The organism is Streptomyces huiliensis (assembly GCF_020037025.1).
In the GTDB taxonomy this organism is placed as follows: Bacteria; Actinomycetota; Actinomycetes; order Streptomycetales; family Streptomycetaceae; genus Streptomyces; species Streptomyces huiliensis.
In genome coordinates this window covers 91,141-114,735 of record NZ_JAIQLH010000002.1, presented here as the reverse complement: position 1 = coordinate 114,735, position 23,595 = coordinate 91,141, and the positions used below count along the sequence as shown (strand labels likewise).

Sequence of the window (23,595 nt, the reverse complement as noted above, 5' to 3'; positions counted from 1 at the left end):
TCGCCGCGGCGGCCTGCGCCCCGGAGGTCTGCGCGGCGGCCACGCCGGCCGTCCCCCCGACCAGCGCCACGGCGATGCCGGCGGTGACGAGGCGCGAGAGGCCACGTCGAGAAACACGTGAAACAGAAGTCATGGAAAGTTCCCCCCATCCATGAAAAAAGGTGCGCAGTGCCACCCTCCGTGCACGGAGAGCAGCACTGGATCTTCACAAACCATACACAGGCTTCCCGGCCTCAACTACCGCTGGGGTGACCCCAACAGCTCCATTTCCGCCAAGGTTGCCTCGCCACCCACGACTTTCAGCCGGTAGTGACGGTAGGTGACCGGAGCGTGCAGAGAGAACACGCGTGTTTGCCGGTCCCATGTGAAGGACTCTCCCTCGCGTCGATCGGTTCCACTCCAGTCCCGTCCGTTGTCGGAACCTTCGAGTACCCAACTCCTCGGCGCCCGGGAGCGGTCGGCGGAGGTGAGGGTGTACGACGTGACGCGGGAGCCGGCGGCCACCTCCACCGGGACGGTGGTGACCGTGGTGGCGGTGCGGGAGGTGTTGTCCGTGAGAGCCGAGCCGTCCGGAACCGAGACGTCGGACAGCGGGGCGGGGACCTCGTCGTCCTTGCTGATCGAGGTGGGCCCGGCGCCCTCGCCGGAGGCCCAGGACGACGGCTGCGGGCCCATGGCGAACTCCAGCGTGGCGCCCCCGGCCACCACCGAGTGCGGCAGGGCCGTCGAGTTCCAGGGCTTGCCGTCGACGGTCAGCCCCTGCACGTAGACGTTCCGCGCGCTGTTGCGCGGGGCCTTGACCACCAGGTCGCGGCCGTTCTCCAGGTGCACGGTCGCCTTGGTGAACAGCGGCGACCCGATCGCGTACTCGCCCTGCCCCATCACCAGCGGGTAGAAGCCGAGCGCGCTGAAGACGTACCAGGCGGACATCTCGCCGTTGTCCTCGTCCCCCGGGTAGCCCTGCCCGATCTCGCTGCCCAGGTAGAGGCGGGAGAGCACCTCGCGCACCTTCGCCTGCGTCTTCCACGGCTGCCCGGCCGCGTCGTAGAGGTAGGCGATGTGGTGGGAGGGCTGGTTGCTGTGCCCGTACATGCCCATGCGGACGTCCCGGGCCTCGGTCATCTCGTGGATGACCCCGCCGTACGAGCCGGCGAACTCCGGCGCGCCCGTCTCCGGGGTGGCGAAGTAGGCGTCGAGCTTCTTCGCCAGCCCGGACCGGCCGCCGTACAGCGCGGCGAGGCCGCGGGTGTCCTGGGGGGCGGTGAAGGCGAAGTTCCACCCGTTGGTCTCGGTGTAGTCGTGGCCCCAGACCCGCGGGTCGTACGCCTCGGGCGACAGCCGCCAGGAACCGTCCTCGCCCCGGCCCTGGAAGAAGCCGACGCGCCGGTCGAAGAGCTTGACGTAGTTGCGCGCGCGGTTGAGGAAGTACTCCGACTCCTCGCGGTAGCGCTCCTTGTGCGTCTTCGCGTAGAGCGCCTGGCCCATCCTGGCCAGCCCGAAGTCGTTGAGGTAGCCGTCCAGGGCCCACGACATGCCCTCGCGCGTCTTCGTGCTCGTCCAGCCGAGGAAGATGGACGTGTCCATGCCCTTGCGGCCGGTGCCGGGGTCGGTCGGCGCCACCGTCGCGTTCTTCAGCGCCGCCTCGTACGCGGCCTCGGCGTCGAAGCGGACGCCCTTCGCGTGGGCGTCGGCGAAGGCGATGTCCGAGCTGGTGCCCGTCATCAGGTCGGCGTAGCCGGGGGAGGACCAGCGCGAGACCCAGCCGCCGTCCTTGAACTGCTGCACGAAGCCGTCCACCATCCGCCCGGCCTGCCCGGGGGACAGCAGGGAGTACGCGGGCCAGGTGGTGCGGTAGGTGTCCCAGAAGCCGTTGTTGACGTAGACCTCGCCGTCGACGATCCGGGCGCCGGTACGGGTCGGGGTGGACGCGCCGGTGGACGGGGAGAACGGGCTGGCGTAGCGGTGCTTGGGGCGGGCGGCGGAACCGGTGTTCTCGAAGCCGGAGTTGGGGTACAGGAAGAGGCGGTAGAGGCCCGAGTAGAGCGTGGTGAGCTGGTCGGCGGTCGCGCCCTCCACCTCCACCCGGCCCAGCAGGGCGTCCCAGGCGTCCCGGGCCCGGTCGTGGACGCGGGCGTACGGCGTCCCGGCCGGGATCTCCTGCTCCAGGTTGGCCTTCGCCTGGTCGGTGCCGATGAGCGAGGTCGCGATCCGCAGGGTGACCGTGCGGTCGGCGCCCGGCCGGAACCGCAGGTAGCCGGTGACGTCGCTGCCGTCTCCCGCGCCGCCGCGCGCGAGCTTCCCGCCGCCGGTCACCGGGGCGTCGAAGACGCCGTACACGTAGAGGCGTCCGGCCCCCGTCGACAGCCCGCTCCTGACGTCCGACCAGCCGGTGAACGTCCCGTGCGTGGTGTCCAGCGTCAGTCCGCCGGCGTTGGTGACGTTGTCAAGGATGACGTTGGCCTTGTCGGCCGATCCACTCGGAAAGGTGAATCTCATCATCGCGGCGTGGTCCGTGGGCACGATGTCGGCCCGCAGCCCGTTGTCGAACGTGACGCCGTAGTGGTGCGGCGTGGCGGTCTCGCGCGCGTGGTGGAAGGGGAGGGCGCGGGCGGTGCGCGAGGCGTCGGGGGTGCCGGCCGCGACCGAGGGCATCACCTGGAAGGTCTGCCGGTCGCCCATCCAGGGGCTGGGTTCGTGGCTCGCCGAGAACGCCTGGAGGGTGGGCAGGTTGTCGGCGTTGTTGGCCGCCGCGTACCGGTAGAGCCAGCTGGTGGAGCCCGCGTCGGTGACGGGCGTCCAGAAGGTGAAGCCGTGCGGGACGGCGGTGGCGGGGAAGGTGTTGCCGCGGGAGAAGGAGGAGCTGGAGAGGGTGCCGCGGGTGGTGAGGGCGCGGTCCGCGGGGTGGGCAGGGGTCTTCTCCTCGGGCGCGGGCGCGAGGGAGACGTCGTCGATCCAGCCCCGGAAGGGCGCGGGGCCGGCCGGGGCGTCGTAGGCGACCAGGACGCGCGCCACGGTCTTGCCGGCGGCGACGCGGCCGATCGCCGCCTCCTTGTTGTTCCACTGGTTGACGTAGAGCGTCTTGGAGTCCGCCTGGCCGCGCGGCGTCAGCGGCGCGCCGTGCTGGTCCCGGGCGTCCAGTTGGCTGAGGTAGGTGCCGTCGGTGAAGGCGAGGTCGAGGGAGACGTGGGTGGCGGGGTAGCGGGGGTCGCGCTCGGCCAGGGCCGGGAAGATCTTGTACGCCAGCCGGGTGCGCGCGGTGACGCGCACGTTCACGGCGAACACCTTGTTGTACGCGTAGGCGCGGCCCTTGGCGCGGTGGGTGCCGCCGTAGCGCAGGGCGTGCTTCCCGGTGAAGCCGGCGCGGGGCTTGGCCGTCGGGGAGCCGGCCGGGCCGGTGTCGGCGTACGTGCGCATGGCCGGTGGCGGCGGAGTGCCGGGGTCCGCCGTGGCGAACTGCACCTCGGCGAGCTGGGTGAGCTCGTCCCCGGCGTTGCCCGTGACCTCCAGCCGGAAGTGGCGGTAGGCGGTTCCGGTGGTGACGGTGAACTGCCGTGTCTGGAGCCGCTTTTCGAAGTCCTCGCCCCGGCGGCTGTCGAGGGTAGTCCAGCTCTTGCCGTCCGCCGAGCCGCGCAGGGTCCAGTCCCGCGGGTCGCGGCCGGGGGCGTCGTTGGCGGAGGTGAGGGCGTAGCGGGCGAGGGCGACCGGCTCGGAGAGGTCGAACTCCAGCCAGGCGGTCCGCTGCCGGACCAGCCACTTGCTGGTCGGCTCGCCGTCGACCAGGTTCTCCTTGATCTCGCCGCCCTCGGCGTTCTCGCCGCTGGCCCGGACGGCGGTCACCTTGTCGGTGGCGTTGCCGGGGATGCCCTGGCCGTCGCCGCCGTCGACCCCCGACGACCTGGCCCGGCCGTCCGGGCCGGTGTCGGCCGTGTTGCGCCAGTCGGGGCGGGGGTCGCCCGGTTCGAAGGAGGACGCGAAGCTTTCCCCGACGGTGTCGTCGGCCGCGGGAGCCGCGGCCCTCCCGGCGGGCGCCGCGACGGCGCCGGACGGGGCGATCTGAGGGGCCGTCACCAGTATGGCGGCCACGAGGAGGGCCGCGGGACGGGCGAGCGCCCGTCGGCGACGTCTGAGTCTCTGTCTCATCCCTTGCCTCTCCCGAGGGTGGACAACGTTGTCACCCGGATCGCGCTCTGTTAAGTAGGGCGTGAGGCTCTGGTGGTGTCAAGGGTCCCGGAGCTGGTGTCGCCCGGTGTCGGAGAGGTCTCAACTCGGGAAAGACTGACGGCCGAAGACGCTTCCGATCTTGCCCAGTTGGTGAGAAGTGGACTATACCTGTCGGCGTCCGGGGCGACCCCGCGTCGCCGTGGCGGAACCGGGGAACCGGGGAACCGGGGCCCATCGAGGGAGCGAGCCGACGGCTCCGCCCGGGCACCTCCCCGGCGCACACCCAGCACGCTCAGCACGCCAAGCACGTTCAACACACCCAGCACGTTCAGCACACGCAGCACGTTCAGCACACGCAGCACGTTCAGCACACGCAGCACGTTCAGCGCACACAGCACGTTCAGCACACCCGGCATGTCCGGCGCACCCGGCCATGTCCAGCACGCTCAGCACATCCAGCACGCCCAGCTTCGACCGATCCGCGGTGTCGTGCCCTTCGTCGAGCCGACTGCACAGGGGAGACCGCCACACCGCCTGAGTCCTGGAGAAGGCGAGGACTTGAGCATGGGATCCACCTCGGAATTCAGCCGGCGCGACCTCATCAAGCGCGCCGCGGCGCTCGGCCTGGTGGCCGTACCGGCGATGAGCACCCTCAGCGCCTGCGCGGCCGGCGGCGACGACGATGACGCCAAGCCCGACAAGCCGGCCGGCGGCGGCGGTGGCGCGGGCGAGATGAAGCCGCTGAAGGTGAACGCCTCGGCCCCGCTCGACGTCGTCATCTTCGACGGCGGCTTCGGCCAGCAGTACGCCAAGGACGCGGAGGCCGAGTACAAGAAGGCGTACCCGCAGGCCGAGATCAAGCACACCGGCACCCAGGACATCGCGCCGCAGATCCAGCCCCGCTTCAACGGCGGCACCCCGCCCGACCTCATCGACAACTCCGGCGCCAAGCAGATGGACCTGGGCACCCTCGTCGGCCTCAAGCAGCTCACCGACCTCAACGCCCTCCTCGACGCCCCCTCCCTCGACGACCCCAAGAAGAAGGTCCGGGACACCCTCCGCCCGGGCGTCGTCGAGATGGGCCAGTTCGACGGGGACGAGGTGTGGGTCTTCTACTACGCCTACACCGTCTACGGCGTCTGGTACTCGAAGACCAACCTGGAGAAGCTCGACGCCCAGTACCCGGAGACCTGGGACGAGATGCTCAAGCTCTGCGAGAAGGCGAAGAAGAAGGGCATCGCCGGCTGGACATACGCGGGCCAGCACCCGTACTACATCCCGTTCAGCCTCTACCCGTTCATCGCCAAGATCGGCGGCACCGAGGTGCTGGACCGCATCGACAACCTGGAGCCGGACGCCTGGAAGCACCCGGCCGTCAAGGCCGCGTTCGAGGCGTACTACGAGCTCTACAAGAAGGGGTACGTCCTCCAGGGCACCCCCGGCCTCGACCACATCCAGTCGCAGACGGCGTGGAACGAGGGCAAGGCGCTGTTCATCCCGAACGGCTCCTGGGTGGAGAACGAGTCCAAGAAGATGACGCCGAGCGACTTCAAGATGGCCGTCGGCGCCCCGTCCAGCCTGGACAAGAGCGACAAGATGCCGTTCGGCACCCTCTGGGCCTCCGGCGGCGAGCCGTTCATCGTGCCGAAGAACGCCAAGAACGCCCAGGGCGGCATGGAGTTGCTGCGGATCATGCTGGGGAAGAAGTCCACGCAGAACTTCATCAAGGCGGTCTCCTCCCTCACCTCCCTCAACGGCGGCACCGAGGGCCTCACCCTGCCGCCCGGCCTGGCCTCGTCCCAGGAGGCGCTGAGCAAGGCCGGCCGGAACGTCGTCAACCCCCGGCTCCAGGACTGGTACGTCTCGCTCCAGAAGGAGAAGATCGGCAAGGCCGCGCTCGGCGAGATGATGGCCGGCCGGCTCACCCCCGACGAGGCCATTAAGAAGATCCAGAAGTTCACGGACGAGACCCGCAAGGACGACTCCGTCAAGAAGTACAAGCACAAGTAGCCCGTCCCGCACCGTCCCGCGCCAAGGCGGCACCCGTCACGGAAGATCAAAGAAGATCACGGAAGATCGGGGTCCGAGGTCATGCAGCACGGTAAGTACCGTTTCATCGCCGGGTTCCTGCTCGTCCCCCTGGCGATCTACGGGATCTTCGTCGTCTCGCCGTTCGTCCAGGCCATCTACTACTCCTTCACTAACTGGACCGGCCTGAGCTCGAAGTTCAAGATGACGGGGCTGAAGAACTACCAACGCCTCTGGGACGACGAGCTGTTCTGGAAGGCCCTGGGACACAACCTCCTGCTGCTGCTCCTGCTGCCCTTGGTGACGCTGGGACTCGGCCTGTTCTTCGCCTTCATGCTCAACGTCGGCGGCCGCCGCCGGAAGAACGCGGCGGTGGCCGGCGTCCGCGGCTCCGGCTTCTACAAGATCGTGTACTTCTTCCCGCAGGTGCTGTCCATCGCCATCGTCGCCCTGCTGTTCAAGTTCGCCTACAACCCCAACAGCGGGGCGATCAACTCCTTCCTCGACGCGATCGGTCTGGACTCCGTCCGCCCCGACTGGCTCGGCGATCCGGACCTGGCGCTGTGGTGCGTGATGGCGGTGATGGTCTGGAGCAACGTCGGCTTCTACGTGGTGCTGTTCTCCGCCGGGATGAGCGCCATCCCCAAGGACTTCTACGAGGCCGCGCTGCTGGACGGCGCCAACCGGGTCCAGACCTTCTTCCGGATCACCCTGCCGCTGCTCTGGGACACCGTCCAGACCGGCTGGGTCTACATGGGGATCATGGCCCTGGACGGCTTCGCGGTCGTCCAGATCATGATGGACGGACCCGGCCCGGACTACTCCACCGAACTGCTCACCTACTACCTCTACAGCAAGGCGTTCACCGATGGGCAGGCCGGCTACGCGACCGCCCTGGGCGTCGCGCTGCTGATCGTCACCATGGTCTTCGCCGGCATCGTGATGAAGCTCGGCCGGCGCGAACGGCTGGAGTACTGATGCGCGCGTTCGCCTCCTTCCGTTCCTTCCGTTCCTTCCGTCGGCCCGTGGCCCCGACCGTCCGTCCGCACAACCACCCGGGGGTGGCACCGTGACCGTGCAAGCCGAGCCGTCGGACCGCCCGGACGCCCCCGCGCCGGCCGCCCCGCCGGAGGGACGGGCGCGGGGCGCGGGCGGCGAGCGCGAGGGCGGCGTGCTGAACGTCTTCTCGCACGGCGTCCTCGTCATCTGGGGCCTGATGGTCACCCTGCCGCTGCTCTGGGCGGTGATGAGCGCCTTCAAGAGCGACAAGGAGATCTTCTCCTCGCCCTGGGCGCTGCCGAAGAGCCCGGACTTCGGGGCCTGGGGCCGTGCGTGGTCCCAGGCGCACATGAGCCAGTACTTCTTCAACTCGCTCGTCGTGGTGGCCGGTTCGCTGTTCGGCACCATGCTGCTGGGCGCCATGGCGGCCTACGTCCTGGCCCGCTTCGACTTTCCCGGCAACCGCTTCGTCTACTACCTGTTCGTGGGCGGGATGAGCTTCCCGGTGATCCTGGCGCTGGTGCCGCTGTTCTTCGTGATGAAGAACATGCAGCTGCTCAACACGTACCAGGGGCTGATCCTCGTCTACATCGCCTACTCGCTGCCCTTCACCGTCTTCTTCCTGACCGGTTTCTTCCGGACGCTGCCCAGTTCCGTCGCGGAGGCGGCGATGATCGACGGCGCGTCGCACACCCGGACCTTCTTCCAGGTGATGCTGCCGATGGCCAAGCCCGGCCTGATCAGCGTGGGCATCTTCAACTTCCTCGGCCAGTGGAACCAGTACCTGCTGCCGGCGGTGCTCAACGTCGGCGACGACGACAGGAAGCTGCTGCCGCAGGGCCTGGTCGCGCTGGCGGCCAGCCAGCGGTACAAGGGGGACTGGTCGGGCCTCTTCGCGGGCCTGGTGATCGCGATGCTGCCCGTCCTCGCCGCCTACATCGTCTTCCAGCGGCAGGTGCAGTCCGGCCTGACGGCCGGGGCGCTCAAGTAGCCGCCGGGCCCCCGCCCGTCGGCATCCGGACCCGGCCGTTCCACCCGGCGATACGATCACGGGCGTGACCCAGCTCGACAGAACCACGCTCCGCATCGGCGACGACGAGCGCGAGGAAGCCCTCGACGCTCTGACCACGCACAGCCGTCAGGGCCGGCTGACCATCGACGAGTACGGCGAGCGCGCCGAGGCCCTCAACGAGGCCCGTACGCAGGCCGACATCCTGGCCCTCTTCAAGGACCTGCCCGAGCCGCGCCCGACCCTCGTCGACGCGGCCTCGGGCACCTCCCTCTCCCCGGCCCCCGCCCGGTCCGCCGCCCCGGACACCACCGGCCGTCCTGGCCGCCTCGCCGGCCCGTTCCTCGGCATGCCCGTCGCCGCCGTCGCCGCCGCGGGCGTCAGCTACGCCACCGGCAGCTGGTTCTTCATGTTCCTCGCCCCGCCGCTCGCCCTCGCGGCGGACCGGCTCTCCCGCCGGCGGAAGGGGCGCGAGCGGCGTTGAACGCGGGGGGCGCCGTGGACGAGCCCGCCAGACCGGCCGCCCCGGCCGCTCCCGAACGGTGATCCGTACCATGGGAGGGCCCCGCCCGGCGCCGTAGCGGTGTCCGGAGCCTTGACGTGCTCCCGGGTGTGCGGCTGAGCTTAGAGTTCAGATGTTGTACGGATGCCGGGCTCCACTGTCGCAGCCCGGTGGCCGGGGCGGCGGTCGTGCCGTACCGACGAGGCGGGAGTGGATGGTCGTGGAGACTCCGGGGTCGCAGTCGTCGCTGCACCGGGCCAACCTGGAGCGGGTCGTGCGCGCGGTGCGCAGGTCGGGGGCGCTCACCCAGGCGGAGATCGCCCGGTCCACGGGGCTGTCGGCGGCCACCGTCTCCAACATCGTCCGCGAGCTGAAGGACAACGGCACCGTCGAGGTGACCCCCACCTCCTCCGGCGGCCGGCGGGCCCGCAGTGTCTCCCTCTCGGGTGACGCGGGGATCGTCGTCGGCGTCGACTTCGGCCACACCCACCTGCGCGTCGCCGTCGGCAACCTGGCCCACCGGGTGCTCGCCGAAGAGGCCGAGCCGCTGGACGTGGACGCCTCCGCCGCCCAGGGTCTGGAGCGGGCGGAGTACCTGGTCAAGACGCTGATCGCGGCCACTGGCATCGACCCCGGGAAGATCGTCGGGGTGGGCCTGGGCGTCCCCGGGCCGATCGACGAGTCCGGCGTACTGGGCTCGACCGCGATCCTGCCCGGCTGGGCCGGCACCAACCCGCGCGACGAGCTCGCCGCCCGCCTCGACGTCCCGGTCCACGTCGACAACGACGCCAACCTCGGCGCGCTCGGCGAGCTGGTCTGGGGCGCCGGGCGCGGGGCCGCCGACCTCGCGTACATCAAGGTCGCCAGCGGCGTCGGCGCCGGCCTGGTGATCAACGGACAGATCTACCGGGGCCCCGGCGGCACCGCGGGCGAGATCGGCCACATCACCCTGGACGAGTCCGGGCCCGTCTGCCGCTGCGGCAACCGCGGCTGCCTGGAGACCTTCACCGCCCACCGCTACGTCCTGCCGCTGCTGCACTCCGCCCACGGCCCGGACCTCACCGCGCCACGCATGGTCCGGCTCGCCCGCGACGGCGACGCCGGCTGCCGCCGGGTGATCGCGGACGTCGGCCGGCACATCGGCAGCGGCGTGGCCAGCCTGTGCAACCTGCTCAACCCCAGCCGGGTGGTGCTCGGCGGGGACCTCGCGGAGGCCGGGGAGCTCGTCCTCGCGCCCATCCGGGAGTCGGTCGGACGGTACGCGATCCCCAGCGCCGCACGGCAGTTGGAGGTCGTACCGGGCGCCCTGGGCGGCCGTGCGGAGGTGCTCGGCGCGCTCGCCCTCGTCCTCAGTGAGATGGGCGACTCCTCGCTGCTGGACGGCGTGCCGGCGGCGGACGCGCCCGGGCGCGCCTGATCCCTTTCCGCGCCCCGTCTTTTGATGCCGGGGCAACACGCCTCTTGAGTTCACGCACATAACGCATGGCATCGTTGCCATCTCGTTAAGGATTAACTTCTTGACGCCCCTTTGCGGTCCGAGTTGACTTCCGCTCACCTCGGCCGCAACGGCGCGGCCATGTCAGGGAGGTATCCGTACGTGAACACGCATCTGCGCCGCGCCGCGGTGGCCGCCGTCGCTTTGTCGACGGCCGTCACCCTCGCCGCCTGCGGCAAGGCCAAACAGGCCGGCGACAACGGGGACAAGAAGGAGAAGAAGGGGTCGCTCACCATCGGGCTGCTCCTTCCGGAGAACCAGACCGCGCGTTACGAGCGTTTCGACAAGCCGCTGCTCGAAAAGAAGATCAAGGAATTGGCGGGCACCAGCGCCACCGTCCTCTACGAGAACGCCAAGCAGGACGCGTCCGTCCAGCAGCAGCAGGTCGACACCATGATCACCAAGCGGGTCGACGCGCTGATCGTCGACGCCGTGGACGCCAAGTCGATAGCGAGCTCGGTGAAGAAGGCGCATGACAAGGGGATTCCCGTCGTCGCCTACGACCGGCTCGCCGAGGGCCCGGTCGACGCCTACACCTCCGTCGACAACGAGCGGGTCGGAAAGATCCAGGGCGAGTCGCTGCTCAAGGAACTCGGCGACAACGCCGGCAAGGGCCAGATCGTGATGATGAACGGCTCGGTCACCGACCCCAACGCCAAGATGTACAAGGACGGCGCCCATTCCGTGCTCGACGGAAAGGTGAAGGTCGGCAAGGAGTACGACACCAAGGAGTGGAAGCCGGAGAACGCCAACGAGAACATGAAGGGCGCGATCTCCTCGCTCGGCAAGGAGAACATCGTCGGCGTCTACTCGGCGAACGACGGTATGGCGGGCGGCATCATCACCGCGCTCAAGGCCGCCGGCTTCGGCAAACTTCCCCCGGTCACCGGCCAGGACGCCGAGCTCTCCGCCGTCCAGCGGATCCTCGCCGACGAGCAGTTCATGAGCGTCTACAAGCCGTACGTACCCGAGACGGAGGCCGCGGCCACCATGGCCGTCGCGCTCGCGCAGGGCAAGAAGCTGGACGGCGTCGCCAAGACCACCGTCGACAGCGGCAGCGAGCAGAAGATCCCGTCGATCATCGTCGACCCCTTCGCCCTCACCAAGGCCGACCTCCCGAAGTACGTCGGCAAGGAGGGCTTCTTCACCCTCCAGGAGATCTGCACCAGCAAGTACAAGTCCGCCTGCGACGCCGCCGGCCTCAAGTAGGGCGCCCGCCCGAGGAGCTGATCCACATGTCCGCCGCACCCGTACTGGCGTTGCGCGGGATCTCCAAGCGGTTCGGTGCCGTCCAGGCGCTGACCGACGTGGAGCTGGAGATCCGTCCCGGTGAGGTGGTCGCCCTGGTGGGCGACAACGGCGCCGGCAAGTCCACCCTCGTCAAGACCATCGCGGGCGTCGCGCCCGCCGACGACGGCGTCATCGAGTGGGAGGGGCGGCCCGTCACCATCGACCGGCCGCACACCGCCCAGGAGCTCGGCATCGCCACCGTCTACCAGGACCTCGCCCTCTGCGACAACCTCGACGTCGTCGGCAACCTCTTCCTCGGCCGGGAGATCTCCCGCGCCGGAGTGCTGGACGAGGTCGAGATGGAGCGCCGGGCCCGCGAGCTGCTCGCCACCCTGTCCATCCGCATCCCCAGCGTCCGGATCCCCGTCGCCGCCCTCTCCGGCGGCCAGCGGCAGACCGTCGCCATCGCCCGCTCGCTGCTCGGCGAGCCCAAGGTCGTCATCCTCGACGAGCCCACCGCCGCGCTCGGCGTGGAGCAGACCGCGCAGGTCCTCGACCTGGTGGAACGGCTCCGCGAGCGAGGTCTCGGCGTGATCCTCATCAGCCACAACATGGCCGACGTCCAGGCCGTCGCCGACCGCGTGGCGGTGCTGCGCCTCGGCCGGAACAACGGGGTCTTCGCCGTGCGCACCACCTCCCAGGAAGAGATCGTCTCGGCCATCACCGGCGCCACTGACAACGCTGTCACCCGCCGTAAGGCCCGCATCGCGGAGGACCGGGCATGACCACCGACCTCTCCAAGACCCCCGAGGGCCCCCAGCCCGCCGCCCCGGCCGTCGCCACCCCCGTCGACCCGCGGCTGCTGGTCCGCCAGGAGGGCTTCGCCGGCTACTGGGGCGAATTCGTCCGCAAGCTGCGCAGCGGCGAGCTGGGCTCGCTCCCCGTCGTCGTCGGCCTGATCGTCATCTGCCTGGTGTTCCAGCTCCAGGACTCGGCCTTCCTCGGCGCCGAGAACCTCTCCAACCTCTTCATCACCGCGGCGGGCACCGGCCTGATCGCCGTCGGCATCGTCTTCGTCCTCATCCTGGGCGAGATCGACCTCTCCGTCGGCTCGGTCAGCGGCCTGGCGGCGGCGGTCTTCGCGGTGCTCAACGTCAACCACGGCATGCCCGAGTGGCTCGCGCTGATCCTGGCGCTCCTCACCGGCACGGTCGCCGGAGTGATCCACGGCTTCTTCTTCGCCCGGATCGGCGTGCCCGCGTTCGTCGTGACGCTGGCCGGGCTGCTGGGCTGGAACGGCCTGATGCTGGAGGTCCTGGGGTCCAACGGGACGATCAACCTCGACGACTCGGGGCTCGTCGCCAAGCTCACCAACCACTACTTCGAGGACATCTCCGCCGCCTACGGGCTGGCCACGGCCACTGTCCTGGCCTACTTCCTGGTCGCCTGGCGCGACGCCCACCGGCGGACCGCCGCCCAGGTGCCCAGCCGGCCGTTCGCCGAGATCGTGCTGCGCACGGCCGCCCTGGCGGTGCCCGCCTACGCGGTGGCCTGGGTGTTCAACCAGTACAAGGGCCTCCCGCTGGCCGTCGTGATCTTCGTCGGCGTCGTCGTCGCCCTCGACCTCGTGCTGCGCCGCACCCGCTACGGCCGCAAGGTCTTCGCCCTCGGCGGCGGCGTCGAGGCGGCCCGCCGGGCCGGCATCGACGTGGCGACGGTCCGGATCTCGGTCTTCGCGCTCTCCGGGACGATGGCGGCGCTGGGCGGGATGTTCCTGGCCTCCCAGATCAACGCGGCGAACCAGTCCTCGGGGGCGGGCAGCCTGCTGATGAACGCCATCGCGGCGGCGGTGATCGGCGGGACGAGTCTGTTCGGTGGCCGGGGCAAGACCTGGTCCGCGCTGCTCGGTGTGCTGGTCATCCAGTCGATCGCTTCGGGGATGGCGCTTCTGGGGATCGCCTCGGCGGTTCAGTACATGATCACTGGTGCGGTGCTGCTGGCCGCCGTGGTGATCGACTCGGTCTCGCGCCGGACGCAGCGGACGGCTGGGCGGGCGTAGCGCCTGCGGCGGGCGGTGCCCCGGTCCCACCCCTTCGCCGATTCCTGGGGGCGAGCCCCCAGACCCCCGAAGCGCGCTGCGCGCGCTGTCCTCAAGCGCCGGACGGGCTGAATCCAGCCCGTCCGGCGCTTGAGGACGAGCGGCGGAGCCGCGACAAGCGGGGTCTGGGGCGCAGCCCCAGGAAACGGTGAAAGGGCGGGACCGGGGCACCCCCACCCCCAGACCCCACCACCGAGCATCCGGGTGACATACATCCCCTCACCCGTTCACCGCCACGCCAAGCGGAAGATTAGACTCGACCGACCGGCAAAAGCTCGACAGCTTAAGGAGGCACGGGTGGCCCTGCTGACCCGCATCAGGGAACCGCGCGATCTTGACCGGCTGAGCCCCGAGCAGCTCGACCGGCTGGCCGCGGAGATCCGCACCTTCCTCGTCGACGCCGTCTCCAAGACCGGTGGCCACCTCGGCCCCAACCTCGGTGTGGTCGAGCTCACGATCGCCCTGCACCGCGTCTTCGACTCGCCCAAGGACAAGATCCTCTTCGACACCGGGCACCAGGCGTACGTGCACAAGCTGCTCACCGGCCGCCAGGACTTCTCCCGGCTGCGGGCCAAGGGCGGCCTCTCGGGCTACCCCTCGCGCGAGGAGTCCGAGCACGACGTCATCGAGAACAGCCACGCCTCCACAGTCCTCGGCTGGGCCGACGGCCTGGCCAAGGCCAACCAGGTGCTGGGCCGCCACGACCGGCACGTCGCCGCCGTCATCGGCGACGGCGCGCTCACCGGCGGCATGGCCTGGGAGGCGCTGAACAACATCGCCGTGGCCAAGGACCGCCCGCTCGTGATCGTCGTCAACGACAACGAGCGCTCCTACGCGCCCACCATCGGCGGCCTTGCCAACCACCTGGCCACCCTGCGCACCACCGACGGCTACGAGCGCTTCCTGGCCCGCGGCAAGGACCTGCTGGAGCGCACCCCGGTCGTCGGCAAGCCGCTGTACGAGACGCTGCACGGCGCCAAGAAGGGCCTCAAGGACTTCATCGCCCCCCAGGGCATGTTCGAGGACCTGGGCCTGAAGTACGTCGGCCCGATCGACGGCCACGACATCGAGGCCCTGGAGTCCGCCCTGCAGCGCGCCAAGCGCTTCAACGGCCCGGTGATCGTCCACTGCCTCACCGAGAAGGGCCGCGGCTACCAGCCCGCCGAGCAGCACGAGGCGGACCGCTTCCACGGCATCGGCGTCATCCACCCCGACACCGGCCTGCCGGTCGCCGCCTCCGGCGCGAGCTGGACCTCGGTCTTCGGCGACGAGATGGTCGCGCTGGGCCGCGAGCGCGAGGACATCGTCGCGATCACGGCCGCGATGATGCAGCCGGTCGGCCTGGGCAAGTTCGCCCAGGAGTTCCCGGACCGCGTCTACGACGTGGGCATCGCCGAGCAGCACGCCGCCACCTCCGCGGCCGGCCTGGCGACGGGCGGCCTGCACCCGGTCTTCGCGGTCTACGCGACGTTCCTCAACCGCGCCTTCGACCAGGTCCTGATGGACGTGGCCCTGCACAAGTGCGGCGTCACCTTCGTCCTCGACCGCGCCGGCGTCACCGGCGACGACGGCGCCTCGCACAACGGCATGTGGGACATGTCGATCCTCCAGGTCGTGCCCGGCCTGCGGATCGCCGCCCCGCGCGACGCCGACCAGGTCCGCGCCCAGCTCCGCGAGGCCGTCGAGGTCGACGACGCCCCGACCGTCGTGCGCTACTCCAAGGGCACGGTCGGACCGGCCGTCGAGGCCGTCGGCCGGGTCGGCGGCATGGACGTGCTGCGGAAGCCCGCCGAGGGCGCCGTCAGGCCGGACGTCCTGATCGTCTCCGTCGGCGCCCTCGCGCCCATGTGCCTGGAGATCGCCGACCTGCTCGACAAGCAGGGCATCTCCTCCACCGTCGTCGACCCGCGCTGGGTCAAGCCGGTCGACGAGGCGCTGCCGGGCCTGGCCCGGGAGCACCGCGTCGTCGTCACCGTCGAGGACAACGGCCGGGTGGGCGGCGTCGGTTCGGCCGTCGCGCAGGCGCTCCGGGACGCCGGCGTCGACCTGCCGCTGCGCGACTTCGGCATCCCGCCGCGCTTCCTCGACCACGCCTCCCGCAAGGAGGTCATGGCCGAGATCGGGCTGACCGCCCCGGACATCGCCCGCCAGGTCACCGGACTGGTCGCCAAGCTCGACGGGACCTCCGTGGAGACCGCTGACAGCACGCCGCTCCCCGGCGCGGACGGTCCGGGCGAGCCCGCCGAGGCCGTCCGCGACTGACCGCCCGACAGCACCCCAGGGCCGGTCGGACCCTCCTCCCGGAGTGGTCCGGCCGGCCCTCGCGCGTCCCCCCGGCTGCCCTCCATCGGGTGAATCCGGCGACGGAGAGGCTGTGGCCACCCGAGTCCAGACCCGGACATAACGGACACTCGCTCAGTTCAGGGACGACGCGGTACGGCCGCCTACGCGGTACGTCCGCGCGCCGCGACTGGTGGAGGTGGGCCGATGGCCACGGAGCGACCGACCCGGAACGACCGCGGCAGGAGCGGAGTGTTCCGGACGAAGACGGTGGAGCAGTCCATCCGGGACACCGAGGAACCGGAACACGTCCTCAAGAAGTCCCTCTCCGCCCTCGACCTCACCGTCTTCGGCGTGGGCGTCGTCATCGGCACCGGCATCTTCGTCCTCACCGGCAAGGTCGCCAAGGAGAGCGCCGGACCCTCCGTGGCCCTGTCCTTCGTGCTCGCCGGCATCGTCTGCGGCCTGGCCGCGCTGTGCTACGCCGAGTTCGCCTCCACCGTGCCGGTGGCCGGCTCCGCGTACACCTTCTCGTACGCCTCCCTAGGCGAGCTGCCCGCCTGGATCATCGGCTGGGACCTGATCCTGGAGCTGGCGCTGGGCTGCGCCGTGGTCTCCGTCGGCTGGTCCGGCTACATCCGCTCGCTGTTCGACACTGCGGGCTGGCACTTCCCCGCGGCCCTCTCCGGACCGCACCACGGCGACTTCGGGTTCGACCTGCTCGCCTGCGTCCTGGTGCTGGTGCTCACCGCGATCCTGGTCGTCGGGATGAAGCTGTCCTCGCGCGTCACCTCCGTCGTGGTGGGCGTGAAGGTGACGGTCGTCCTCATCGTCATCATCGCCGGCTCGTTCTTCGTCACCGGCGCCAACTACGACCCGTTCATCCCGCCCTCCCAGGGCAGCGCGGGCGGCAGCGGGCTGGCCGCCCCCCTCTCCCAGCTCCTCTTCGGCTTCACGCCGTCCCACTTCGGCGTCATGGGCATCTTCTCGGCCGCCGCCGTGGTCTTCTTCGCCTTCATCGGCTTCGACATCGTCGCCACCGCCGCCGAGGAGACCCACAACCCGCAGCGCGACGTGCCGCGCGGCATCCTCGGCTCGCTCGTCATCTGCACGGTGCTCTACGTGGCCGTCTCCGTCGTCGTCACCGGCATGCAGAAGTACAGCCGACTCTCCGTCGACGCGCCGCTCGCCGACGCCTTCAAGGACGCCGGGCACCCCTTCTGGGCCGGGCTGATCAGCTTCGGGGCGGCCGTCGGCCTCACCTCCGTCTGCATGATCCTGCTGCTCGGGCAGAGCCGGGTGTTCTTCGCGATGAGCCGCGACGGACTGCTGCCGCGCGTCTTCTCCACCGTGCACCCCCGCTACGGCACGCCCTACCGCTCGACGCTCCTCCTCGGGGCCGTCGTCGCGGTCGTCGCCGGGTTCACCTCCATCGACGTGCTGGCCGAGCTCGTCAACATCGGGACCCTCTTCGCCTTCATCGTCGTCGCCCTCGGCGTCGTCCTGCTCCGCCGGTCCCGCCCCGACCTGCCGCGCGCCTTCCGCACCCCGTTCGTGCCCGCCGTGCCGGTGCTGTCCGTGCTGGCCTCGCTCTGGCTGATGCTCAACCTCCCGGCGGAGACCTGGCTGCGGTTCGCCGTGTGGATGGCCGTGGGCGTCCTCGTCTACTTCGCGTACGGCAAGCGGCACAGCAGGGTGGCGGCGGAGGCCGCGGCACCGGCCTCGACGAAGGCGGCGGGGCCGGGCCCGGGCGGACGCTGACGGGGGCCCGCCCGGCCCAGCCGGGGTTTTCCCCGACCCGTCCCCGACCCGCCCCCGACCCGCTCCCCGACGCACCCCCGACTCCGCCCCGCCTCGTCCCTGATTCCTCCCTGACGGCTCCGTATGTCACCCGCCGCCGGAACGTACGGAGCCCTAGGTTGGCCGCATGTCCGCCGCGCAGCACGTCGCCGCCGTCCCGGCCCCCGTCGCCGTCCCCCGCCCCCGGGCGAGCGCCGAGCCGCCGTCCCCGGGTCCCCGGCGCGGGCTGCCCTTCTGGGCCGGGCTGCTGCCCGTCCTGACCGCCCTGGCCCTCGTCACCCGGCTGCCGTCCTTCCTCCGCCCGCTGTGGAACCCGGACGAGGGCTTCCTCGCCACCCAGGCCCGGATGCTCACCCACGGCGCCGTCCTCTACCGCACCGTCGTCGACCGCAAGCCGCCCCTGCTGCCCTGGCTGTACGAGGCGTGCTTCCGGGCCTTCGGCGACGGCTCGCTGCTGCCGCTCAAAGGGCTGGCCGTGGCGGCCCAGCTGGTGACGGCCGTACTGCTGGCCTCGCTCGCCCGCCGCCGCTGGGGCGAGCGCGCCGGGCGCACGGCCGGGGTGCTCTACCTGCTGGTCTCCATCGGCCTGGAGCCCGAGGACGCCCAGGCCGCCACCTTCGAGGTGTTCGCCGTCCCGTGGACGGCCGCCGCCATGTGGTGCGCCGACCGCGGCCGGTGGGGCCGGGCCGGCCTGGCGACGGCGGCGGCCCTGCTGACCAAGCAGACCGGGGGAGCGGTCCTCGCCCCCGTCCTGCTGATGCTCTGGACCACCCGCCCCGCCGCCCGCGGCGGCACGGCCGCCCTCGCGCTCGGCGTCACCCTGCCCGTCGCCGCCGTCGCCTGGGCGTGCGGCCCGGCCCGGCTGCTGTTCTGGTGCGTGACCGGCTCCGGCAGCTACGCGTCCGTCGAGGGCACGGTCGCCGCCTCCGCCGCCCGGGCCGTCGCCAACGCGGGGGTCCTGACCACCAGTTGCGCGGGCCTGCTCGCCCCCGTCTGCCTCCTCCTGCTGGCCCGCCGCCGGGTCGCGCCGCCCGAGCTGTGGCTGTGGCTGATCGCCTCCGCGGTGGCCGTCACCACCGGCTTCCACTTCTTCGGCCACTACTACCTCCAGCTGATCCCGCCCCTCACCCTGCTGGCCACCGCCGCCCTGCGCGCCCTCCCCGACGCGGCCCGGCGCGTCGCCGGCGCCCTCTGCGCCCTGTCCTGCGCCGCCTTCCTGACCGCCGGACTGCTCGCCACCCCGCCCGAGCTGCCGCACTCGCTGCGGGTCGCGGACGCGGTGCGGGCCAGGACCGCCCCCGCCGACCCGGTGCTGATCTGGGGCATGCACCCCGAGCAGTACTGGTTCGCCGGACGCCCGCCCGCCGGCCGCTTCCTGACGGCCGGACTGCTCACCAACTACAGCGGCGGCCGGGACGCCTCGGCCGTCGGGGAGGCGTACGGGGTGCCGGGCGGCTGGCCCGTCCTCCGCCGCGAACTGCGGGCCCGCCCCCCGGCGCTGGTCGTGGACGACTCCCGGGGCCGGCCGTACGCCGTGGCCCGGGTGCCCACGCTGCGGGCCTTCCTGCGGGGCGGGTACGCGCGCGTGGGGAGCGTGGAGGGGGCGGTGCTGTACGCGCGGCGGTGAGGTCGTGCGGTGAGGCCCGCCGCGCTGCCGCGGCGGACCGTCACAAGACGTCAGGGCCGTACCGTCCGCGGCCCCACCGTCTCCGCGCCGAGCTCCGCGACCCGCGCCCGCAGCTCCCGGTCGGCGGTCGCCACCACGCACCGCCGCCCCCGGGCCCGCTCCCCGGCCACCACCTCGACGATCCGGTCGTCCCCACTGCCGCCCGCCGCGTCCACCCGCACCCCCGGCACCGGCTCCGTCCCGCGCGCCGCGCCCTCCACCACCAGGACGACGTCCAGCGGGCCGGGCAGCGGCGGCAGCACGTCCGGCAGGCCGCCGGCCGCGTACGGGGCCAGGGCGTCGCGCAGCCGCTCGGTGGCCCCGCGGCGGTCCCGCCACCAGCCGTCGGGCACGCTGCCCACGACGTTGGCGGCGTCGACGACGAGCAGGGGCCCGGGCTCGGTCGTTCCGGCGTTCTCGCCGGCGTTCACATCGGCCATACCGACCAGGCTCGCACGCCGACCGCGAACCGGAATGCGCTCACCTGCGCAATGTTATTGTCGGGGGTCGGAAAACGCCGGTGAAACGGCTCCGCGCGACGCGGAATTGGGGCAGAGAGAGGCTGGCAGCGAGTCATGGCACGGACGGCCACCCCCACGACCGGCTGGCTGCTGCGGGGACAGGACGGCCGGCTCACGGCCTACGCGCCCGCCGCCAACGGCCTGCTGCGCTGGACCGAGACCCGCCCCGGCGGCCCGGACTGGACGGGCCCCGAGCAGCTCACCGTCCCCGGCCTGGAGCCCCACCTCTCGCTCTGCCGCACCCCGCAGGGGTACGTCTACCTCTTCGGCGTCCGCAGCCGGCGGACGGACGACGGCCACACCGACACGGACGTCGTCTACGCGACCCAGTTCCAGCCCGGCCGGGCCCTGACGCCCTGGCGCTCGCTCGGCACCCCCTACGGCCAGGACCGCGAGCGCGCCGCCCGGATCGGGGCCCCCGTCGTGGTCGTAGACAAGAACGGCCCGCAGGTCTTCCTCCGGAACGCGGGCGGCGGCGTCTGCGGCCGCCGCCAGGACGCCAAGGGCGTCTGGGGCGCCTGGACGGACATGAAGGGCAGCAACGTCCTCGACTCCCTCGCCGCGACCGTGACCGAGGACGGGCGCGCCGAACTCCTCGCCCCCTGCGACGGCAGCGTCCAGAGCTGGCGGCAGGAGCAGCCCGGCGGCCCCCTGAAGCGGGTGCGCAACATCCCGGCCGCGCCGCTGCCCGGCTCCGCCTCCTGCCTCGACGCCGGCGACGGCCGCGTCAGCCACTTCTGGCGCGACACCGCCGACTCCGCCCTGCGCGTCCACACCCGCGCCGTCGGCGACCCCGAGGACGACGTCGTCCCCGCCCTCCTCGGCCCCTCCGACGACGAGGGCACCGGCCCCGTCGCCGCCGTCCGCACCACCATCGACGGCCACGACTGCACGGTCCTCGCGCAGCGGACCGCTTCCGGCTTGCCGGCTGTTGCCGCTTACCCCACGGGGGACGAGGCGGCGGGGGCGTTCTGGTCGAAGACCGGGGAGGCGTGCGTGGGCGCGCCCGCGATGGCGCTCGACGCCCTGGGGCGGGTGGTGCTGGCGGCTTTCGCGCCTGACGGCGGGTTGTGCGTGACGCGGCAGAAGGACGAGGCGGGGCTGGCGTTGGGGCGCTGGGTGCGCGTGTAGCGCCTGCGGCGGGCGGTGCCCCGGTCCCGCCCTTCACCGCTTCCGCGGGGTCATCCCCCGCGCCCCGAAGCGCACCGCGCTTCAGGGGACCCTAACCCAGCGCGGCGACCACATCCGCAGCCGTCACCAGCCGCAAGGAATCCGCCTCCAGACCCCGCGGGTGCAGGGCGAACACCTCCGCACCAGGCGCCACTTCCACATCCCCGTGGTAGAGGAACGCCAGCCCGGGCGCAGGTTCGTCGACGAGCGCGTCCACATCGGCGGACCCGATCCGCCGAGCGAAGTCCGCGGCGTCCTCCCCGGCCCGCCGCCGGTGACTACGCCGCGACCCGTCCTCGCGCCGTACCACGACGACACGGGCCCGAGCCGCCGCGTGCAGACGCGCGAGCTCCCCGAGCCCCACCCGGGCGCCGGAGTCGAAGAGCCCGGTGAGCCCCCGTCCGAGCAGCGCCAGATCGTCGGCGTGCCGGTGCACCGCGTGATGCGTACCGGTGACGCCCTTGGCGATGTCCAGCCAGCGCATCGTGCGGTCCGCCACGTCCACCACCAGCGGTACGCAGGCGCGGGACCGTCCCGTGAGGTCGAAGCGCTGCTCGACCTGGCGCGGGTCGAACACCTGCCCCTTGCCGCCGGGCTCGTCGCGGACCATGAGCCCGGCGAATCCCTCGGCGAGGTCCTCGAAGGGCACGCTGTTGTAGGAGAAGACGACGGCGACGACGTACCGCACGCCGGTCTCGGCCAGCTCGTCCAGGTCCAGGTCGACGAACTCGCTCGCACCGTCCGGGGGCGGCGCGCTGGTGAGGTCGCCGGAGTGGACGGCGGCGGAGCCGCGGAACCGCAGGTTGGTGTAGTCGCAGGTACCGATGTGCCGCCAGGAGGCGTCGTACATCGCGGTGGACAGGTCCAGGTCGGTCCTGCCGGAGGCCGCGCTCTCGGTCCAGTGCAGGAAGAGGCGCAGCGTCCGTCCGTCGGGCACGGGGAGTTCGCTGCCGCGGGGGAGCGTCACCAGGGCGCGGGAGGCCGTGCGTTCGGTGAAGGGGGCGGTCACGCCGTCGAGCGTGGCGTCGACGACCGCGGCCTCGACCGGCGGCAGGGTGCCGGCGCGGCGCAGCACTTCGCCGGTCAGGACGTCCACGGTGCGGGCGACCACGTCGGCGGGCAGCGCGGGACGCTCGTCGGGGACGATGTGCGCCTTCGCGGTGCCGCCCTTGGGGAAGAACACCCGGTCCCGGCCCTCGGCCGCCCGGACACGGAGTGCGCCGAGCGCCGACAGCAGCACGGCGGGGGAGACCCGGGCCGCCGCCGGGCCGAGGGCGGACAGCACGACGTCCGGGTCGGACGCCAGCCGCAGCAGATAGTCGAGCCGGCGTACCAGCTCTCCCGGCCGCCGGGTGAGCAGCGCCAGGGCGGCGGGGGCGTCCCCGGCGGCGAGCGCGCTCTCCACACGGGACGCCCAGAGAGGCAGGGCCACCACGTTCCCGAGCCCGCCTGCCGCCGTGGCGCGGAGCAGCCGGGACAGGCGGTCGTCGGAGAGCCGGAAGCCGCGCAGGGCCGCGAAGGCGAGGGCCGCCCGCGGGTGGCGCGCCGCCTGCTCGAAGGGGTGCAGCCGCTCCGCGGCGTGCTTCCACGCCGTCTTGTGGCGTCGCATGTCCTCGGCCACCAGCACCGGGTCGAGGCCGTCGAGGACGGAGAGCAACGCACGGCGCAGCGGGCGCGGGACGGGACCGAAGCGCGGGACGTCGACCAGGCCCGCGTCGCCCCCGGAGCGGACGACGAGCAGCCGGAGGACATCCGTCGCGGTGGTGAGGAGGGCGGTGGCCGCGGGCAGCACGACTGGGAGGGCGGCGGGGTCGGCGAGGAGCCAGGCCAGGAGGCGGGCCTTGGTCTCCCGGCCCGGGACGTCCCCCGGGAGCCAGTCGAGCGTGGCGCGGTCCCGGGTGGCCAGGAGGACGTCCAGATCGTCGGCGTCCTGGGGGGAGAGGGCGCCGGTGCGGGCGAGCAGACGGTTGAGTTCCTCGCGGGCGGCCGCGTCGCGGGCGTCGGGGTCGCCGCCGTGGGCCAGGACGCGCAGCCGCTCGGGGAGGGCGCGCTCGGCGCCGCCCGCCGGGCGCGGGGTCTTGGGGAGCAGGAAGGGCTCGTCGGCCGCGACGCGGCGGCGGCAGACGGGGCAGGCGGCGAACTCGGCGCCGTCGAAGCACGCCCGGCACACGAGGTGCGCGCACGGGGCGACGGCGTGCACGGTGCCCTCGGTGCCGCACAGCACGCACGGCCGGTGCGGCGACTGGCACAGCAGGGTGAGGACGCGGTCGACCCAGAAGACGAGCCCGTCGTCGGGCGTCGTGTCCGGGAACCCGTGGAACAGCGGGGTGTGGGCGACGTTCGCGCCCAAAGCGTGGTCGACGTCCCGCAGCAGGGCACGGCCCTCGGCGGCCAGGGTCGGGGCGTCCAGCAGCGACAGGGCCTGCCGGAGCCCGGCGGAGAGCAGGTGGCCGCGGTCCAGCAGGTCGGCTTCCAGCAGGGCGACCGCGTCCCCCGGCGCCGGCCGGGTGCCCGACGCGGCGGGCAGGTGGACGACGCCGCGCCGGGACAGCAGCACGGCGGCAAGGCTCCGGCCGTCGCCGGTGGTTCCGGACGTGGTGGACGCCGTCATCGTGCTCCTCCCCCACCGGCGAGCG

At 72.1% G+C, this 23,595-nt stretch carries 15 protein-coding genes; 12 read left to right on the top strand and 3 right to left on the bottom strand.

What is annotated here, in order from left to right; translation table 11 throughout:
• Positions 1 to 237 precede the first annotated feature (237 nt).
• Positions 238 to 4,140, bottom strand: coding sequence for a GH92 family glycosyl hydrolase (locus JNW98_RS00615; protein ID WP_223766040.1), 3,903 nt, complete (start codon positions 4,138 to 4,140; stop codon positions 238 to 240).
• Positions 4,141 to 4,725: 585 nt separating this feature from the next.
• On the opposite strand from JNW98_RS00615, the gene ngcE reads away from it, so the two are divergent.
• The 11 genes from ngcE to JNW98_RS00560 all read left to right on the top strand — a co-directional run bounded on the left by ngcE (position 4,726) and on the right by JNW98_RS00560 (position 19,229).
• Positions 4,726 to 6,171: an N-acetylglucosamine/diacetylchitobiose ABC transporter substrate-binding protein gene (gene ngcE / locus JNW98_RS00610; protein WP_223766039.1), complete on the top strand. Its 1,446-nt coding sequence runs from the start codon at positions 4,726 to 4,728 to the stop codon at positions 6,169 to 6,171.
• Positions 6,172 to 6,252: 81 nt separating this feature from the next.
• Entirely contained in the window at positions 6,253 to 7,167 is a 915-nt protein-coding gene (locus JNW98_RS00605) for a carbohydrate ABC transporter permease (RefSeq protein ID WP_223766038.1), read from the top strand.
• A 91-nt stretch (positions 7,168 to 7,258) separates the two neighbouring features.
• Positions 7,259 to 8,179 (top strand): carbohydrate ABC transporter permease, encoded by a 921-nt coding sequence (locus JNW98_RS00600; RefSeq protein WP_223766037.1) that lies wholly within the window; start codon positions 7,259 to 7,261, stop codon positions 8,177 to 8,179.
• A gap of 64 nt (positions 8,180 to 8,243) precedes the next feature.
• Complete coding sequence (locus JNW98_RS00595; RefSeq protein WP_223766036.1) at positions 8,244 to 8,681, top strand: DUF1707 SHOCT-like domain-containing protein; 438 nt, start codon at positions 8,244 to 8,246, stop codon at positions 8,679 to 8,681.
• 238 nt (positions 8,682 to 8,919) lie between these two features.
• The gene (locus JNW98_RS00590) at positions 8,920 to 10,116 is read left to right on the top strand and encodes an ROK family transcriptional regulator (protein ID WP_308015426.1); all 1,197 of its coding nucleotides are present in this window, start codon (positions 8,920 to 8,922) and stop codon (positions 10,114 to 10,116) included.
• A gap of 180 nt (positions 10,117 to 10,296) precedes the next feature.
• A complete protein-coding gene (locus tag JNW98_RS00585; RefSeq protein WP_223766034.1) occupies positions 10,297 to 11,403 on the top strand; it encodes a substrate-binding domain-containing protein in 1,107 nt (368 codons plus the stop codon).
• Between the two features lie 26 nt (positions 11,404 to 11,429).
• A complete protein-coding gene (locus JNW98_RS00580) occupies positions 11,430 to 12,209 on the top strand; it encodes an ATP-binding cassette domain-containing protein (RefSeq protein ID WP_223766033.1) in 780 nt (259 codons plus the stop codon).
• Positions 12,206 to 13,483 (top strand): sugar ABC transporter permease, encoded by a 1,278-nt coding sequence (locus JNW98_RS00575; protein WP_223766032.1) that lies wholly within the window; start codon positions 12,206 to 12,208, stop codon positions 13,481 to 13,483. Before JNW98_RS00580 ends, JNW98_RS00575 begins: the two co-directional genes overlap by 4 nt.
• A 336-nt stretch (positions 13,484 to 13,819) precedes the next feature.
• Positions 13,820 to 15,784 carry a 1-deoxy-D-xylulose-5-phosphate synthase gene (gene dxs, locus JNW98_RS00570; RefSeq protein ID WP_223766031.1) on the top strand — a complete coding sequence of 655 codons (1,965 nt, stop codon included), beginning with the start codon at positions 13,820 to 13,822 and terminating at the stop codon, positions 15,782 to 15,784.
• Between the two features lie 225 nt (positions 15,785 to 16,009).
• The gene (locus JNW98_RS00565) at positions 16,010 to 17,563 is read left to right on the top strand and encodes an amino acid permease (RefSeq protein ID WP_223766030.1); all 1,554 of its coding nucleotides are present in this window, start codon (positions 16,010 to 16,012) and stop codon (positions 17,561 to 17,563) included.
• A 166-nt stretch (positions 17,564 to 17,729) separates the two neighbouring features.
• On the top strand, positions 17,730 to 19,229 hold the full coding sequence (locus tag JNW98_RS00560; RefSeq protein WP_223766029.1) for an ArnT family glycosyltransferase: 1,500 nt from the start codon (positions 17,730 to 17,732) through the stop codon (positions 19,227 to 19,229).
• Between the two features lie 50 nt (positions 19,230 to 19,279).
• Here the strand turns inward: JNW98_RS00560 and JNW98_RS00555 are convergent, their stop codons facing one another.
• Positions 19,280 to 19,708: a PIN domain-containing protein gene (locus tag JNW98_RS00555; protein ID WP_223766028.1), complete on the bottom strand. Its 429-nt coding sequence runs from the start codon at positions 19,706 to 19,708 to the stop codon at positions 19,280 to 19,282.
• A gap of 135 nt (positions 19,709 to 19,843) precedes the next feature.
• Here JNW98_RS00555 and JNW98_RS00550 point away from each other — a divergent pair, with 135 nt between their 5' ends.
• Positions 19,844 to 20,920 (top strand): PLL family lectin, encoded by a 1,077-nt coding sequence (locus JNW98_RS00550; protein ID WP_223766027.1) that lies wholly within the window; start codon positions 19,844 to 19,846, stop codon positions 20,918 to 20,920.
• 91 nt (positions 20,921 to 21,011) lie between these two features.
• On the opposite strand, the gene JNW98_RS00545 is transcribed toward JNW98_RS00550, so the two are convergent.
• Positions 21,012 to 23,570 carry an MXAN_6230/SCO0854 family RING domain-containing protein gene (locus JNW98_RS00545; RefSeq protein WP_223766026.1) on the bottom strand — a complete coding sequence of 853 codons (2,559 nt, stop codon included), beginning with the start codon at positions 23,568 to 23,570 and terminating at the stop codon, positions 21,012 to 21,014.
• Between the last annotated feature and the right edge of the window lie 25 nt (positions 23,571 to 23,595).

Bases quoted from the DNA above. Each gene is read 5' to 3' on its own strand.
- JNW98_RS00615 (WP_223766040.1), bottom strand. From the start codon at position 4,140: ATGAGACAGAGACTCAGACGTCGCCGACGGGCGCTCGCCCGTCCCGCG.
- ngcE (WP_223766039.1), top strand. From the start codon at position 4,726: ATGGGATCCACCTCGGAATTCAGCCGGCGCGACCTCATCAAGCGCGCC.
- JNW98_RS00605 (WP_223766038.1), top strand. From the start codon at position 6,253: ATGCAGCACGGTAAGTACCGTTTCATCGCCGGGTTCCTGCTCGTCCCC.
- JNW98_RS00580 (WP_223766033.1), top strand. From the start codon at position 11,430: ATGTCCGCCGCACCCGTACTGGCGTTGCGCGGGATCTCCAAGCGGTTC.
- JNW98_RS00575 (WP_223766032.1), top strand. From the start codon at position 12,206: ATGACCACCGACCTCTCCAAGACCCCCGAGGGCCCCCAGCCCGCCGCC.
- JNW98_RS00565 (WP_223766030.1), top strand. From the start codon at position 16,010: ATGGCCACGGAGCGACCGACCCGGAACGACCGCGGCAGGAGCGGAGTG.
- JNW98_RS00560 (WP_223766029.1), top strand. From the start codon at position 17,730: ATGTCCGCCGCGCAGCACGTCGCCGCCGTCCCGGCCCCCGTCGCCGTC.
- JNW98_RS00555 (WP_223766028.1), bottom strand. From the start codon at position 19,708: ATGGCCGATGTGAACGCCGGCGAGAACGCCGGAACGACCGAGCCCGGG.
- JNW98_RS00550 (WP_223766027.1), top strand. From the start codon at position 19,844: ATGGCACGGACGGCCACCCCCACGACCGGCTGGCTGCTGCGGGGACAG.
- JNW98_RS00545 (WP_223766026.1), bottom strand. From the start codon at position 23,570: ATGACGGCGTCCACCACGTCCGGAACCACCGGCGACGGCCGGAGCCTT.